General features: G+C 74.0%; 11 protein-coding genes. 8 read left to right on the forward strand and 3 right to left on the reverse strand.

Going from position 1 to position 15,062, the window contains the following annotated elements:
• Positions 1-46 precede the first annotated feature (46 nt).
• The 5 genes from sdhC to ITX44_RS25145 all read left to right on the forward strand — a co-directional run bounded on the left by sdhC (position 47) and on the right by ITX44_RS25145 (position 6,854).
• Positions 47-886, forward strand: coding sequence for a succinate dehydrogenase subunit SdhC (gene sdhC / locus ITX44_RS25125; protein WP_205359637.1), 840 nt, complete (start codon positions 47-49; stop codon positions 884-886).
• 1 nt (position 887) lies between these two features.
• Positions 888-2,873 (forward strand): fumarate reductase/succinate dehydrogenase flavoprotein subunit, encoded by a 1,986-nt coding sequence (locus ITX44_RS25130; RefSeq protein WP_205359638.1) that lies wholly within the window; start codon positions 888-890, stop codon positions 2,871-2,873.
• Positions 2,870-3,640 (forward strand): succinate dehydrogenase/fumarate reductase iron-sulfur subunit, encoded by a 771-nt coding sequence (locus ITX44_RS25135; RefSeq protein ID WP_205359639.1) that lies wholly within the window; start codon positions 2,870-2,872, stop codon positions 3,638-3,640. The genes ITX44_RS25130 and ITX44_RS25135 overlap by 4 nt, the downstream gene beginning before the upstream one ends.
• Positions 3,641-3,716: 76 nt before the next feature.
• Positions 3,717-5,822: a TPM domain-containing protein gene (locus ITX44_RS42290; protein ID WP_307795475.1), complete on the forward strand. Its 2,106-nt coding sequence runs from the start codon at positions 3,717-3,719 to the stop codon at positions 5,820-5,822.
• A 294-nt stretch (positions 5,823-6,116) separates the two neighbouring features.
• Positions 6,117-6,854, forward strand: a complete 738-nt coding sequence (locus tag ITX44_RS25145; RefSeq protein ID WP_205359640.1) for a PspA/IM30 family protein — start codon at positions 6,117-6,119, stop codon at positions 6,852-6,854.
• 175 nt (positions 6,855-7,029) lie between these two features.
• On the opposite strand, the gene ITX44_RS25150 is transcribed toward ITX44_RS25145, so the two are convergent.
• Together ITX44_RS25150 and ITX44_RS25155 are read right to left on the reverse strand one after the other, a co-directional pair.
• Entirely contained in the window at positions 7,030-9,576 is a 2,547-nt protein-coding gene (locus tag ITX44_RS25150; RefSeq protein WP_205359759.1) for a SpoIIE family protein phosphatase, read from the reverse strand.
• 260 nt (positions 9,577-9,836) lie between these two features.
• The gene (locus tag ITX44_RS25155) at positions 9,837-12,302 is read right to left on the reverse strand and encodes a SpoIIE family protein phosphatase (protein WP_205359641.1); all 2,466 of its coding nucleotides are present in this window, start codon (positions 12,300-12,302) and stop codon (positions 9,837-9,839) included.
• A gap of 846 nt (positions 12,303-13,148) precedes the next feature.
• Here ITX44_RS25155 and ITX44_RS25160 point away from each other — a divergent pair.
• From ITX44_RS25160 to ITX44_RS25170, 3 genes are read left to right on the forward strand one after another with little or no spacing between them, the layout of a single operon-like run.
• Positions 13,149-13,595 (forward strand): RpiB/LacA/LacB family sugar-phosphate isomerase, encoded by a 447-nt coding sequence (locus tag ITX44_RS25160; protein ID WP_205359642.1) that lies wholly within the window; start codon positions 13,149-13,151, stop codon positions 13,593-13,595.
• Positions 13,592-13,768, forward strand: coding sequence for an SPOR domain-containing protein (locus tag ITX44_RS25165; RefSeq protein WP_205359643.1), 177 nt, complete (start codon positions 13,592-13,594; stop codon positions 13,766-13,768). Before ITX44_RS25160 ends, ITX44_RS25165 begins: the two co-directional genes overlap by 4 nt.
• Before the next feature lie 19 nt (positions 13,769-13,787).
• A complete protein-coding gene (locus tag ITX44_RS25170) occupies positions 13,788-14,225 on the forward strand; it encodes a (deoxy)nucleoside triphosphate pyrophosphohydrolase (RefSeq protein ID WP_205359644.1) in 438 nt (145 codons plus the stop codon).
• A gap of 24 nt (positions 14,226-14,249) precedes the next feature.
• On the opposite strand, the gene ITX44_RS25175 is transcribed toward ITX44_RS25170, so the two are convergent.
• A complete protein-coding gene (locus tag ITX44_RS25175) occupies positions 14,250-15,002 on the reverse strand; it encodes a GntR family transcriptional regulator (protein ID WP_205359645.1) in 753 nt (250 codons plus the stop codon).
• Positions 15,003-15,062 lie beyond the last annotated feature (60 nt).

The raw sequence follows: 15,062 nt of genomic DNA on the forward strand, positions 1-15,062 counted from the left end.
CGCGCACCGTCCGCGCGCCCCCGCCCCCGCCCGTACGGAGTCTTCCTTGGCCACCGGAACCACCCCCGCCGCCCCGCCGGCCCCCTCCCCCCGCGACCGCGGTGTCCGCGCCCCCGGGCGCGCCGCGATCACCGCCCCGCACCTGCGCACCGACCGCTGGTGGCTGCCGCCGCTGGTCACCGCGCTGGGCCTGGCCGCCTTCGTCGGCTACTCCACCTGGCGCGCGTTCGCCAACGCCGACTATTACGCGGCGCCGTACGTCTCGCCCTTCTACTCCCCGTGCCTGGCCCACAACTGCGTGCCCATGAAGGGCGGCGCCGACTGGGCGCTGTTCGGCCCGTGGTGGGGGCTGTCGCCGGCCCTGCTGGTGCTGATCTTCCCGCTCGGCTTCCGGGCGACCTGCTACTACTACCGCAAGGCGTACTACCGCGGCTTCTACGCCGCGCCGCCGGCCTGCGCGGTGGCCGAGCCGCACGCGAAGTACACCGGGGAGACCAGGTTCCCGCTGATCCTGCAGAACCTGCACCGCTACTTCTTCTACATCGCGCTGCTGGTCGCGGGCATCCTGACGTACGACACCGCGCTCGGCTTCCGGGACACCCACGGCGCGTGGGGCCACATGGGCCTGGGCACCCTGGTGCTGCTCGCCAACATCGCGCTGATCTGGGCGTACACCCTGTCCTGCCACTCCTGCCGGCACATCGTCGGTGGCCGGCTGCGGCACTTCTCCCGCCACCCGGTGCGCTACCGGCTGTGGTCCTGGGTCGGCGTGCTCAATCGCCGCCACATGCTGCTGGCCTGGTCCTCGCTGATCAGCGTGGGGATCGCGGACCTGTACGTGTACCTGGTGGCCAGCGGCGCCTTCGACGATCCGAGGTTCTTCTGAGATGACGAATGTGGAGCGGCACGCGTACGACGTGGTCGTGGTCGGCGCGGGCGGGGCGGGGCTGCGGGCGGCGATCGAGGCGCGCGAGCGCGGCATGCGCACCGCGGTGATCTGCAAGTCGCTGTTCGGCAAGGCGCACACGGTGATGGCCGAGGGCGGCATCGCGGCCAGCATGGGCAACGTCAACCCGCACGACAACTGGCAGGTGCACTTCCGCGACACCATGCGCGGCGGGAAGTTCCTCAACTACTGGCGGATGGCCGAACTGCACGCCAAGGAGGCGCCCGACCGGGTGTGGGAGCTGGAGACCTGGGGCGCGCTGTTCGACCGCACCCCGGACGGCAAGATCTCGCAGCGCAACTTCGGCGGCCACGAGTACCCGCGGCTGGCCCACGTCGGCGACCGCACCGGCCTGGAGCTGATCCGTACCCTCCAGCAGAAGGTGGTCTCCCTCCAGCAGGAGGACTTCGCCGAGACCGGCGACTACGAGTCCCGGCTGAAGGTGCTCCAGGAATGCACCGTCACCCGGATCCTGAAGTCCGGCCAGGAGGTGGCCGGCGTCTTCGGGTACGTCCGCGAGTCCGGCCGGCTGTTCGTGATCGACGCGCCCGCGGTGGTGCTGGCCACCGGCGGCATCGGCAAGTCGTTCAAGGTGACCTCGAACTCCTGGGAGTACACCGGCGACGGGCACGCCCTGGCGCTACTGGCCGGGGCGCCGCTGATCAACATGGAGTTCATCCAGTTCCACCCCACCGGGATGGTCTGGCCGCCGTCGGTCAAGGGGATCCTGGTCACCGAGTCGGTGCGCGGCGACGGCGGGGTGCTGCGCAACAGCGACGGCAAGCGGTTCATGTTCGACTACATCCCGGACGTGTTCAAGGAGAAGTACGCGCAGACCGAGGAGGAGGCCGACGGCTGGTACACCGACCCGGAGCACCACCGCCGGCCACCGGAGCTGCTGCCCCGCGACGAGGTGGCCCGCGCGATCAACTCCGAGGTCAAGGCGGGCCGCGGCACCCCGCACGGCGGGGTCTTCCTGGACGTGTCCACCCGGCTGACGCCGGAGGAGATCAAGCGGCGGCTGCCCTCGATGCACCACCAGTTCAAGGAACTGGCCGACGTCGACATCACCGCCGAGCCGATGGAGGTCGGCCCGACCTGCCACTACATGATGGGCGGGGTGGACGTGGCGCCGGACACCGCCGAGGCCCGCGGCGTGCCCGGGCTCTACGCGGCCGGCGAGGTGGCCGGCGGCATGCACGGCTCCAACCGGCTGGGCGGCAACTCGCTGTCCGACCTGCTGGTCTTCGGCCGCCGGGCCGGGCTGTCGGCGGCGCGGTACGCGGCCGCGCTCGATCCGGCCGCGCGCCCGGTGGCGGACCAGGCGGAGATCGACGCGGCGGCGCGCGAGGCGCTGCGGCCGTTCAACGGTCCGGAACAGGCCGCGTCCCAGGACACGCCGGAAGGAGCGGCGGGCGGGGCGCAGGCTCCGGCGGAGAATCCGTACACCGTCCACCAGGAACTCCAGCAGGTGATGAACGACCTGGTGGGGATCATCCGGCGCGGCCCGGAGATGGAACAGGCGCTGGAGCGGCTGGCTTCCTTGCGCGAGCGGGCCGGGCGGGCGGTGGTCGAGGGGCACCGCCAGTTCAATCCCGGCTGGCACCTGGCCATCGACCTGCGGAACATGCTGCTGGTCAGCGAATGCGTGGCCAAGGCCGCGCTGGAGCGCACCGAGAGCCGCGGCGGCCACACCCGGGACGACTATCCGGAGATGGACCGCACGTGGCGCAAGGTCGGCCTGCTGTGCACGCTGACCGGGCCCGGGGCGCAGGCGGGGGCCGGAGCCGGGGCCGACGCGGACAGCGCCGCCGACGCGCGGGTGAGCGTGGAGCGGCGGCCGATGGACCCGATCCGGGCCGACCTGCTCGACCTGTTCGAACGGGACGAGCTGCTGAAGTATCTGACGGACGAGGAGCTCGGGTGACTTCCTACGAGGCCCACTTCAAGGTGTGGCGCGGCGACGCCGAGGGCGGGGACCTGCGCGACTACCAGGTCGAGGTCAACGACGGCGAGGTGGTGCTCGACATCGTCCACCGCCTCCAGGCCACCCAGGCGCCGGACCTGGCGGTGCGCTGGAACTGCAAGGCCGGCAAGTGCGGGTCGTGCAGCGCCGAGGTCAACGGCCGGCCCCGGCTGATGTGCATGACCCGCATGTCGGTCTTCACCCGCGACGAGACGGTCACCGTCACCCCGATGCGCACCTTCCCGGTGGTGCGCGACCTGGTCACCGACGTGTCCCTCAACTACACCAAGGCCCGCGAGGTGCCCTCCTTCGTGCCGCCGGAGGGCGTGGCGCCGGGCGAGTACCGGATGGCACAGGTCGACGTCGAGCGGTCGCAGGAGTTCCGCAAGTGCATCGAGTGCTTCCTGTGCCAGAACACCTGCCACGTCGTACGTGACCACGACGAGAACAAGCCGGCCTTCTCCGGGCCGCGCTTCCTGATGCGGATCGCCGAGCTCGACATGCACCCGCTGGACGCCGCCGCCGACCACGGGCTGACCCGGGCGACCTCCGCGCAGGACGACCACGGCCTGGGCTACTGCAACATCACCAAGTGCTGCACCGAGGTCTGCCCCGAACAGATCAAGATCACCGACAACGCGCTGATCCCCTTGAAGGAGCGCGCCGCCGACCGCAAGTACGACCCGCTGGTCTGGCTCGGCAGCCGGATCCGCCGCAGGGGCCAGTGAGCGCCCGCCGGGGTGCGAAGGGGGCATTTCCCGCTTAGCCTCCCGGAAAAGGGCACCTCACAGCGGGAGGCGGCACGTGGTCAGGGCACGTCGGGCGGTCCCCGCGGTGTTCGCCGCCCTCGCCGCGCTGGGCGTGTGCGCCGCGCACCCGGGGGCCGGCCCGGGCGCGGACCCGCGAAGACCGGCGCAGGGCCCGGTCACGCTGAGCCGGGGCGTGCGGGTCATGGACACGGTGGGGGCGCTGGGCGGCCGGGCGCCGCAGGTGCGGGCCGCGCTGAACCTGCTGTCCGCCGAGCACGAGGTGACGCTGTACGTCGCGTACGTGAGCGCCTTCGCCGGGCGCTCCCCACAGGACTGGGCGAACACCACCGCGGTCCGCAGCGGGCTGGGCCGCCGCGACGTACTGCTCGCGGTGGCCGTCCGGGACCGGCAGTACGCGGTCTCGGCCGACCAGGACTGGGGCCTGACGCAGGCCCGGCTGGACGAGGTCGGCGACGCGGCGGTCGAACCGGCGCTGCGCATGGCCGACTGGGCGGGCGCCGCGATCGGCGCCGCCGACGGGTACGCGGCCGTGCTCAGCGGCCGGCCGGTCACCCCGCCGGATTTCGTACCGGGCCCGCTCGGCCCGGTGCGGGCCGCGGGTACCTCGAACGGCGCCGCCGACCTGTGGATCCCGGTGGTCGCGGTCGTCGCGGCAGCGGTGATGGGCGCGTACGCCTTCCGCCGGCGGCGTACCGACGGCCCGGCGGCACGCCCCGCCCCGGCCGGGCGGCCCCGGGGCCGGGGCCGCACCGGCAACCGCCGACCCACCCCGCTCACCGCGCTGCCCGAACTGGAGGCGCAGGGCCGCGCGCTGCTGGTGGCGACCGACGACGCGGTGCGCACCAGCCAGGAGGACGTGGCACTGGCGGCGGCCCAGTGCGGTCCGACGGAGGCCGCGCCCTTCGCCGAGGCCGTGGCGTACGCCCGCGGCGAGCTGGCCGCGGCCTTCCGGCTGCGGCAGGGGCTCGACGAGACCTTCCCCGAGGACGACGGGACCCGCCGGCAGATGCTGGACGAGATCCTGTCCCACTGCACCCAGGCCAACCGCCGGCTGGACGCGGAGGCCGACGCCTTCGACCGGCTGCGCGCACTGGAGTCCGGCACGCCCGAACTCCTGGAACAGGCCGAGGCCAGAGCCGTGGCCCTGCCCGGCCGTATCACCGCGGCCGGCCGCGCCGTGTCCGCCCGGTCCGGGCCGGACGGCCCGTACGCCGACGACGCCCTCGTCCCGGTCGCCGCCCACCCGGCCGAGGCCCGGGACCGCCTGGCCTTCGCCCTGACCGCCCTGGACCAGGTCCGTACGACCCTGTCCACCGACCGCGGCCGCGCCGCCGTGTTCCTGCGCGCCGCCGAGGGCGCCCTCACCCAGGCCGCCGCCCTGGCCGACTCCGTCACCCGCAGGGCGCAGGAGCTGCGCACCGCCGACGCGGCGCTGCGCGAGGCGCTGGACGGCCTCGGCGCCGCGCTCGACGCCCGCGCGGCCGAGGACGAGCACGCCTCCCGGGACGTACTGGCGGAGGTGGAGAAGGAGCTGGCCGGCGGGCGGTACGACCCGATGGCGGCGCTGCGGCGGGTCACCGAGGCGGGGGCGGACCTGGTGCGGGACGGGGCGGACGGGCGCGCGCTGCTCGGCCGGGCGGTGCTGGTGGCCGGCAGCGAGGTCGCCATGGCCCGGGACGTGGTCACCACGCACCGGGGGGCGATCGGCAGCCGGGCCCGTACTCGGCTCGCGGAGGCCGAACGGCGGCTGGGCCGGGCGCAGGCACCGGCCGACGGACCCGCGAGCGCGACCGTACCGGTGTCCCTGCCCGGACACGGCGGCCAGGAGCGGGCCGCGCTGGAGGAGGCCCGGGCGGCGGACCGGCTGGCCCGCGACGCGCAACGGCTGGCCCTGGAGGACCTGGCGGAGCACGAGAACCGGTTCGGCGCCCCGGCCGGGGGCAGGCGGGGGGATGACGACGGGACCGGCGGGGCCGTCCTCGGCGGGATCCTGCTCGGCCCGGACCCCGGGGCCGGCGACGGGTTCGGCGGATTCGGCGGCGACTCCGGCGGCCTGGGCGGGGTCGCCGGCCACGGCGGGCCCGGCAGCTTCGGCGGCGGCGAGACGCGCGGCCGGATGGGCGCGCGGGACCGGACATGAGGGGCGTACGGGCGGCGCGGACGGGGCCGGCGGGGGTCGGGGAACGCGAACCGGCTGCCCCGGAAGGGCCCGGCACGGGTAGGCGACCGCGTACCGGCGGCGTGGCTGGGGCCGACGGCCCCGGGACGGCGTACCGGCGGTCCGGAAGGGCCCGGCGCGGGTTGGGGAACCTGTACCTGCGGCGCGGAGGGGTCCGGCGCGATCGAAGGAACGCGCGGCAACCGTGCGAGGGCCGCACGGTGACCACGGAGAACCAGGCACAACCGCAGAGCCAGCGAGGACCAGGGAGAGCGCATGACCAAGCAGACCATTCTCGGCCGGGTGTCCCAGCTCGCCCGCACCGACGTCGACGCGCTGCTGGACCAGGCCGAGGACCCGCACAAGATGCTGGATCAGCTCATCCGGGACTACACCGGCACCGTGCACGAGGCCGAGGACGCGCTCGAGGTGGGCCTGGCCGAGTTGCGCCGGCTGGAGCACGACCGGGCCGAGGACATGGCCGCGGCGGCCGAGTGGGGCGGGCGGGCGCGGACCGCCAGCCGCGGCGCGGAGGAACTGCGGACCGGCGGCGGCACGATGGAGGCCGAACGCTTCGACACGCTGGCGCGGATCGCGCTGGCCCACCAGGTGCGGTGCGAGCAGGACGCGGCCTACGCCGAGCCGCTCATCGCGGTGCGTTCCGGGACCACCGAGCAGTTGCGGATCGGGCTGGACCGGTCCAAGGAGCTTCTGGAATTGCTGCGGACGCGGCGTGACGAGCTGGTCGCGCGCTCGCGCACGAGCCGGGCGCGTACGACTGTGCTGGATGCCGTGCGGCGCGTGGATTTGTTCGACCCGGCCGGGGATCTGGGGCGCTTCGAGGACAAGTTGCGGCGGGAGCGGGCCCGTGCCGGGGGCCGGGAGGAGCTTGCGCCTTCTGTGCTGGATGAGCAGTTCGGGTCGGTGGACCCGTACCTTGGGCCGCTGGCGGACCCGGAAGAGGTTGACTCGCGCTTGGCTGCGCTGAAGCGGGGGGCTTCGGCCTCTTCCTGAAGCTCAACGCGCTTCCGGGCGCGGGTCGGTACCGGGCCGGAGGGGTGGTTGCTGTCGTTCCCGGACCTTGCGGTCCGTGGGTGGCTTGTCGCGCAGTTCCCCGCGCCCCTTTGGGGCGCTCCCGGCGAGCCGCACCCCCGATTCCACGGGCCCAGGTGGACTCGCGTAGCGCGGGTCAGAACATGCTGAGGAGGTCGTCGACGGAGGGGCCGGAGGGGGAGGGGTCGCCGCCGCGGAGGGCCAGTTCGAACCAGACGGTTTTGCCGCGGTGGGTGCGGCGGCTGCCCCAGGACTGGCTGAGCATGGCGACGAGTTGGAGGCCGCGGCCGCCCTCGTCGGTGTCGCGGGCGCGGCGGCGGCGGGGTTGGAGGAGGGCGCTGTCCCAGACTTCGCAGACCAGGGTGCGGTCGAGGAGGAGGCGCAGCCGGATCTCGCCGTAGCCGTGCCGGAGGGCGTTGGTGACGAGTTCGCTGACCAGGAGTTCGGTGGTGTCGACCAGGCCGTCCAGGCCCCAGGTCAGGAGCTGGTCGCGGGCCAGTTCGCGGGCGCGGGCCACCGAGGTGGGCTGGGGCTCGAGCCGCCAGTCGCCGACGTGCTCCTCGGGGAGGCCGCGGATGCGGGCCATCAGGAGGGCGATGTCGTCCTCGCCGTGGGCGGTGTCGAGGGTGGCCAGCACGTGGTCGCAGACGTCTTCCAGGGTGCGGGCCGGGTCGGCGAGGGAGGCGCGGAAGGCGTCCAGGCCCTCGTCCAGGGGGTGGCTGCGGGATTCGACCAGGCCGTCGGTGTAGAGGGCGAGGAGTGCGCCGTCGGTGAGCTGGACCTCGATCTCCTCGAAGGGCTCGCCGCCGACGCCCAGTGGGACACCGCGGGGCAGCTCCAGCAGGAGTGGGGTCTCCCCCGGTTCGACGACGACCGGTGGCAGGTGGCCGGCGTTGGCGATGGTGCAGCGCCGGGTGACCGCGTCGTAGACCACGTACACGCAGGTCGCCAGGTACACCTCGGACAGGTCGTCGACGCTGTCCTTGGCGCGGCGGGTGCGGCCGGGCGCGCCCAGGCCGCCGACCACGTCGTCCAACGCGCCCAGTACTTCGGCCGGTTCGAGGTCGAGCATGGCCAGCGTGCGCACGGCGGTGCGCAGTTCGCCCATCGCGACGGCCGCGCGCAGGCCGCGGCCCATCACGTCACCGACCACCAACGCGGTGCGGTGACCGGGCAGTTCGATGACGTCGAACCAGTCGCCGCCGACCTCGGCCTCCATGCTGCCGGGCAGGTAACGACAGGCGATGTCCAGGCCGGCCGCCTCCGGGTCGTCCGGGGGCAGCAGGCTGCGCTGGAGGATCAGGGCGCGTTCGTGCTCGCGCCGGTACAACCGGGCGTTGTCGATGAAGATGGCGGCGCGCGCGGCGAGTTCCTCGGCGAGCATGCGGTCCCGCTCGGTGAACGGCTCGCTGCCCTTGGCCCGGGAGAAGTGCACCAGGCCGAGTACGGTGTCGCGGGCGACCATCGGCACCACGAGGGTGGACTGCGCCAGGGTGCCGCCGAGGTAGCCGGCGTCCGCGCCGCTGTCGCCGTCGAGGACCTGCGGCTGCGCGGTGCGCAGGGCGCGGGCGCTGGGCGAGCTGAACCGGTAGCGGTGGACCGCGCCGACCACGATCGGGCCGTCGGCCACGGAGTCGTCGTCGCCGTCGGGGGCCACCACGGGCGCGTCGGACACGGCGCTGGCGAACGCCACCCGGCGCACCTGGCCGCTGCCGTCGTTGGTCCCGGTCAGGTCCTCCTCGCCGGACAGCAGCGCCTGGTAGAGGTCGACCGAGGCCAGGTCGCAGAAGTGCGGCACGGCCACGTCGAGCAGTTCGCGGGCGGTGGTCTCCAGGTCAAGCGAGGTGCCGATGCGCGAGCCGGCCTCGTTGAGCAGCGCGAGGTTGCGGCGGGCGTGGGCGGCCTCGCGCTCGGCGCGCTGCCGGCCGGTGACGTCCATGGCCAGGCCCGCCACGCCGATCGGCCGGCCGGTGCCGCTGTGCAGCCGGTACAGGGACATCGACCAGCGGCGCCGGGACGGGTCGCCGGGCACGGTGCCGACCAGCGGCATGTCCAGGACGGGCTCGCCGGTCTCCAGCACCTGGCGCAGCGCCGCGGACAGCCGGTCGGCCTCCACCCGGGACAGGAAGTCGTGCGGGCCGCGGCCGCGGTGCTCGTCGGTGCCGCGGCCGAAGACCGCGGCGAAGCGGTCGTTGACCCGGATCAGCCGCAGCCGGGTGTCGAACAGCACGAAGCCCATCGGGGACTGCCCGAACACCGCCTGGGACGCGGCCAGGTCCGTCTCTATCTGCCGCAGCGTGGACACGTCCACCGCGATGCACAGCGCGCCGTGGTCGGCCGGCATCACGTAGACCTCGGCCAGCCCCTCGACGCCGTCGGCGTCCTGATAGGGCACCAGGCCGGTCCACTCGCGGCCGTTCAGGATGTCCTGAAGCCGTTCCTGGGCGCGCGGGCGGACATCCGGGGGCGCGAACGCGGTGACCGGGTCGCGGCCGATGGCCTCCTCGGCGGGTACGCCGAAGAACTCGGTGGCGCGGTCGCTCCACTGGTCGATCCGGCCGTGCCGGTCCAGGGAGAACGACGCGACCCGTATGTAGTCGTAGATCGACCCGGGTGGGCTGGACTGCCACACCGGGGCGTGCCGCTCCACGTCGTCCCCGGGCGGTACCGCCCCTGCTGGCATGTCGCTCACTCGCCCGACCCCTCCAGCTCAGCACACATGGACCGGATGGAGCCGAGTATTCAGCATGACGACCGTCCAGCACACGGTCTTGTCGATCACAGCATCGTCTCGGCTCCAGGGGTACGGGGACCGTCCCCGGAACTGCACGGTCGCCACGGTCGCCCCTTTCGCTCCCGCCCCTTCGGCATACCCGGCCCCGGCCGGTCGAACCCTTCCGCCGATGTGAGCGGGGCACGTCACACACGGGCGGAACGGGCGGGTCACGGGAGCGCCAATTCGAACCATACGGTCTTGCCGAGCGGGCCGTGACGGGTACCCCACCGGCGGGAGGTCCTGGCCACCAGCTGCAGGCCCCGGCCGCCCTCGTCGTCCTCGCGGGCCACCCGCTCGCGCGGCGGGTCCGGCAGCGGGTCGGAGACCTCCACCAGCAAGGACGTGCCGCGGACCATCCGTACCCCGATGGGCCCGTGCGCGTACCGCAGCGAATTGGTGACCAGCTCGCTGACCAGCAGCACCGTGATGTCGGACAGGGCGGTCAGCTCCCAGATCTCCAGGGTGCGGGCGACCCGGCGGCGGGCCAGGCGGACCGCGCCCGGCTCGGCGGGGAAGGTCCAGCGCGCGGTGGAGCCGGGCGGCAGCCCGCCGAGCCGGGCCATCAGCAGCGCCACGTCGTCCGGCTCGCGGTCCTGCTCCATGGTGGCCAGCAGGTCGTCGCAGGCCTCCTCCAGCGAGCTCACCGAGCGGCACATGGTGCCGCGCAGCCACTCCAGGCCCTCGTCGATGTCCCGGACCCGCGACTCGACCAGGCCGTCGGTGTAGAGCACCAGCACCGCGCCGTCCTCGACGTCCACCTCCACGGTCTCCAGCCGCACCCCGCCCACGCCCAGCGGCACCCCGGTGGGCAAATCGATCAGCCGGGCCCGGCAGGCGCCGTCCGGGCCCCGCTTCTCCACCAGCAGCGGCGGCACGTGCCCGGCCAGGGCCATCGAGCAGCGGTGTACGGCGGGGTCGTAAACGGCGTACACGACGGTGGCCATCCAGCCCTCGGCCTGGCTCTGCGCGAGGTCGTCGCCGAGTTCGCCGACCCGGCGCAGCAGTTCGTCGGGGGGCATGTCGAGGCCGGCCAGGGTGCGGACCGCGGTGCGCAGCCGGCCCATGGTGGCGGCGGCGCGCAGCCCGTGGCCCATCACGTCGCCGACCACGAACGCGACCCGGCCGCCGGCCAGCGGGATGACGTCGAACCAGTCGCCGCCGGCCTCCGCGCCGCTGCTGCCGGGCACGTAGCGGAAGGCGATCTCCACGCCGGGCGGGTCGGGCAGCACCTGCGGCAGCAGGCTGCGCTGGAGCATCAGGGCGCCTTCGCGCTCGCGGACGTACAGCCGCGCGTTGTCCAGCGCGGCGGCGCCGCGGTCGGCGACCTCCGTGGCGAACGGCAGGTCGTCGCTGTCCAGCGGCTCCCGCTCGCGCACCCGCCCGATCACCAGCAGGCCGAGCACCACGCCGCGGGCCCGCAGCGGCAGCACCAGCACGGAGTTGACGCCGGCCCGCAGCGCATCGCGGGCCCGGTCGTCGTCGGGCTCGGCGAGGGCGCACAGCTCCTGCGTGGAGGCGACCAGCCGGGGGTCGCCGCTGCGCAGCACCTCACCGAACACCGGGCGGGCGGCGAAGTCCACGCTCACGCCGCGGCGCAGGGACCGCCGCGCCTCCGGGCTCCACCGGACCGAGGCGGTGCCGAGCTGGCGCATGGGCGTGTGGTCGCCGTACGGCATGGTGGGCAGGTCGCCGCCCTCGGCGATCCCGGCGTGCAGGATCACCGTGGCGTAGTCGGCCAGGCCCGGCACCAGCCCCTCCGCGAGGGTCTGGGCGACCCGGGTCACGTCCAGCTCGCCGGCGATGCGCGAGCCGAGTTCGTTGAGCAGGGCGAGGCGGCTGCGGCCGCGTTCGGCGCGCGCGGCGGCCCTGACCCGTTCGGTGACGTCCATGACGGTGGCGCTGATGCCCAGCACCCGGCCGGCCCGGTCGTCGAGCCGGTGGAACGACACGGAGCGGTGCCCGCGACCGCCACGGCCGGGTACCTCCAGGTCCACCACCGGGCGGCCGGTGGCCAGTACGTCCTTCTGCAGCGGGGTCAGCAGCGCGGCCGTCTCCGGGTCCAGCAGGTCGTCGACGGTTCGGCCCAGGAGGTCGGTGACCGGCAGGCCGCTCATCCGGGCGAGGGCGGCGTTGACCCGTACGTACCTCAGGTCGGTGTCGAAGATGGCCACGCCCAGCGGGGAGGCGTCGAACAGCGAGTCCAGCGCGGCGAGGTCGTGCTCCAGGGTGCGCAGCCGACTGGTCTCCACCATCGAGGCCAGTACGAAGGGGCGGCCGTCGCCGTCCACCAGCAGGCTGGCCCTGGTCTCCACCTGCACGGTGTGGCCGTCGCGGTGACGCAGCGCCAGGATGCCGTCCCACCGCCCGAGCCGCAGCAGCTCGCCCAGGATCTCCGCGGGCCGGACCCCTCCCCCGCCTTCTTCGGGCACGACCCCGAACAGCCCGCCCACCCGCCGCCCCACGATGTGCTCCCCGGCCCACCCGAGCACGTCCTCCGCCAACGGGCTCCACAACAGCACCCGCCCCGAGGTGTCCAGCATCACCACGGCGACCCGCAGCGTGTCCAGCAGCGTCCCGCCCCGTACGACCTCCCCTTCCCCACCCCCTCCCTCGCCGCCTCCGTGTCCACGCATGCCCCCGACCCTTCTCCCACGCCGGCCCTTTCCCTCCCCTTCTACCCCGAATTCACGCCTTTTCTTCGCATTGGAGGTGGGGCGCGAGACCGTGCGGATGCCATGCAGCGCCGAAGGCGGGCGGACAAGAGGGCGCATTCGGACGAAGTTCGGGGTGGTGGTGGGGGCGCACAGCTGGGCAGGGCTTGACGGAACGCGACGGCCCGGCGGCCGCGGGCGGGGCAATGCCCGAGGCCAGGCTTGTGGACCGGGCTCCGCGACACAGGGCCGGGAGCCAAGGGCGCGGAAGCGGCCGCGGAATCCGCTGACGGACGGCGACAGGACCCGAGCGGGCGGGAAGCGGCCCGCTGTCCTGCGTATCGGGCAGTGGCGACGCAAGACGGCGGCCAGCCGCTGAGCTGCATGTTCGGGCAGCGGCGCGGCGCAAGGCGGCGGGCAGCCGCTGTCCTGCATGTTCGGGCAGCGGCGACGCAAGACGGCGGCCAGCCGCTGTCCTGCATGTTCGGGCAGCGGCGGCACTAGGCGGCGGAGAGCCGCCGACGGCGCGAGGGGGCACGGGGAGGACCGGCAGGGACCCACGGTCCGCACGGGTGGGCGGGTGGGTGAATACCGGCAGGCAACGGACTCGCACCCGCAAATGGCGAGAAGGCCAGCGCAGCGAACCCGTACCCCAGAAGCGCGAACCTCGAGCGGGAGAACCACAAACAGAAGAAGCTGCGGAAATGAACGGCTCCGGCAAAAGAAAGCGCGGCGCCCCCACGGGAAGAGCCGAACGACTGGCCGGAACAGTACCTCTTCGTGGCAGTGCGTACCCGGCCCGTGAACCTCGGGCGTAGGGTCGGGCATATGCGCATCGCCGTTTCCTCGGACATGGACGAACCAGTGGCACACCTGATCGTCGATGAGCTGACCCGCCGCGGGCACACCGTGCTGCCCTACGGCGCGCTGCGCCCGGGGGACCGTGCGGACTGGGCCTGGAGCGCGGAGGCCGCCGCCCGGGCGGTGGCGGACGGATCCGCCGACCAGGCGGTGGTCTGCTGCTGGACGGGCACGGGCGCGTCCATCGCCGCGAACAAAGTGCCCGGCGTGCGCGCCGCCCTGTGCGGCGACGCCTACACCGCCGACGGCGCCCGCAAGTGGAACGACGCGAACGCGCTGGCGCTGAGCCTGCGGGCGACCTCGGGCCCGGTGCTCGGGGAGATCCTGGACGCCTGGTTCGCCGGGACGCCCAGCGAGGACGCGGACGACCGGGACAACGTCGCGCATGTGCGCGCGCTGGAGGGAACCTCGTGACGTCCGAGCTGGTCTGGGTGTTGATACGGCAGGACGACGACGGCGGCAATCGCTACCGTGTCGCCCGGTACGCGACGAAGGACGAGGCGGAACGGGTCGCCGACGTCCTCGACCGCGAGCAGCGGCAGGTGTACGTGATCGAGCGGATCGCCCCGCGGGGCGTCCAGGCGTGAGAAGACGGGCGAGACAGGCGTGAGTGCGGGTGTCGTGGTGGGCGGGGCGCTGCTGGACGGAGGGCGGCTGCTCGCCGCCCGCCGCACGGCGCCCGCGGAACTGGCCGGGCGCTGGGAACTGCCCGGCGGCAAGGTCGAACCGGGCGAGGCGGTGCCCAACGCCCTGGTGCGCGAGCTGCGCGAGGAACTGGGCGTGACGGTCCGCCCGCTGCTGCGGGTCCCGGGCGAGTGGCCGGTGCCCGGCGGCCGCATGCTGCACGTGTGGACCGCGTCGGTGCTGTACGGCACCCCGCACCCGCTCCAGGACCACGACACCCTGCGCTGGGTCACCCCGGACGAGGCGATGGCCCTGGACTGGCTCGACCCCGACCGCCCGGCCGTCGCCTGGGCCTGCCGGCAGCTCCGTACGGATCTCGACCGGGTCCAACCGACCCGGCCGGCCCGCCCCGCTCGGTGAGCCCGCCCCCCGGGGGGAGAAGCCCTAGCGCACCGGCAGGTGGTACACGGCCCGGAAGCGTTCCGCCGGAATCACCACATCGGCCGTTTCCACCGGGCGGCCGCTCGCGTAATAGGTGCGGCGGATCTCGATGACGATGTGGCCGGGCACCCCGCCGAGCGCGGCGGTCTCCTCGGCGAGCCCGGGGCGCGCCCCGACCTCCTCGGCCATGTGGTCCACGACCAGGTCGATCGCGGCCATCCGCGGCACCACGCCCTGGCCGCCGACCGGGCCCTCCTCGGGCAGCATGACCGGGGTGCGGGCGGTGATCTCCAGCGGCTCCCAGGAGGTGGAGAGCATGGACGGCTCGCCCTCGATCCGGAAGAGGTAGTGCGTGCGCATCACGCGCTCGCCGGGCTGGATGCCGAGCCGTTCGGCCACGTCCGCCGAGGCGATGTCCTGGATGCTGCGGGACTCCCAGGTGCCCTTGCTGCCCTCGTCGGCCTGCTCCTGCCGGTACGGCGTGCAGCCGCCGGTGGGCCGGAACCCGCTCCTGAGGATCCGCCGCTGCCGCGGCCGCTCGCGGACGTACGTCCCCGAACCGGACCTGCCCTCCACGAATCCCTCGGCCATCAGCACCTTGCGCGCTTCGAGGGCAACGGTGTCGGAGACCCCGTATTCGCTGCGGATCCGGGCCTGGGACGGGAGCCGGGCATGCGGCGGCAGCGTGCCGTCGAGGATCTTCCGCCGCAGGTCGTCGGCGACGCGAAGGTAGGCGGGCTGCTCACCGAAGGCCACGTGCCCCTCCCAGGGGTTGACTGTCAGCGACAGCTTCGCAACCGTCGGTGCTCGTCCGCA

The sequence above is a fragment of the Actinacidiphila acididurans genome, from assembly GCF_016918855.1.
Taxonomy (GTDB): Bacteria; Actinomycetota; Actinomycetes; order Streptomycetales; family Streptomycetaceae; genus Actinacidiphila; species Actinacidiphila acididurans.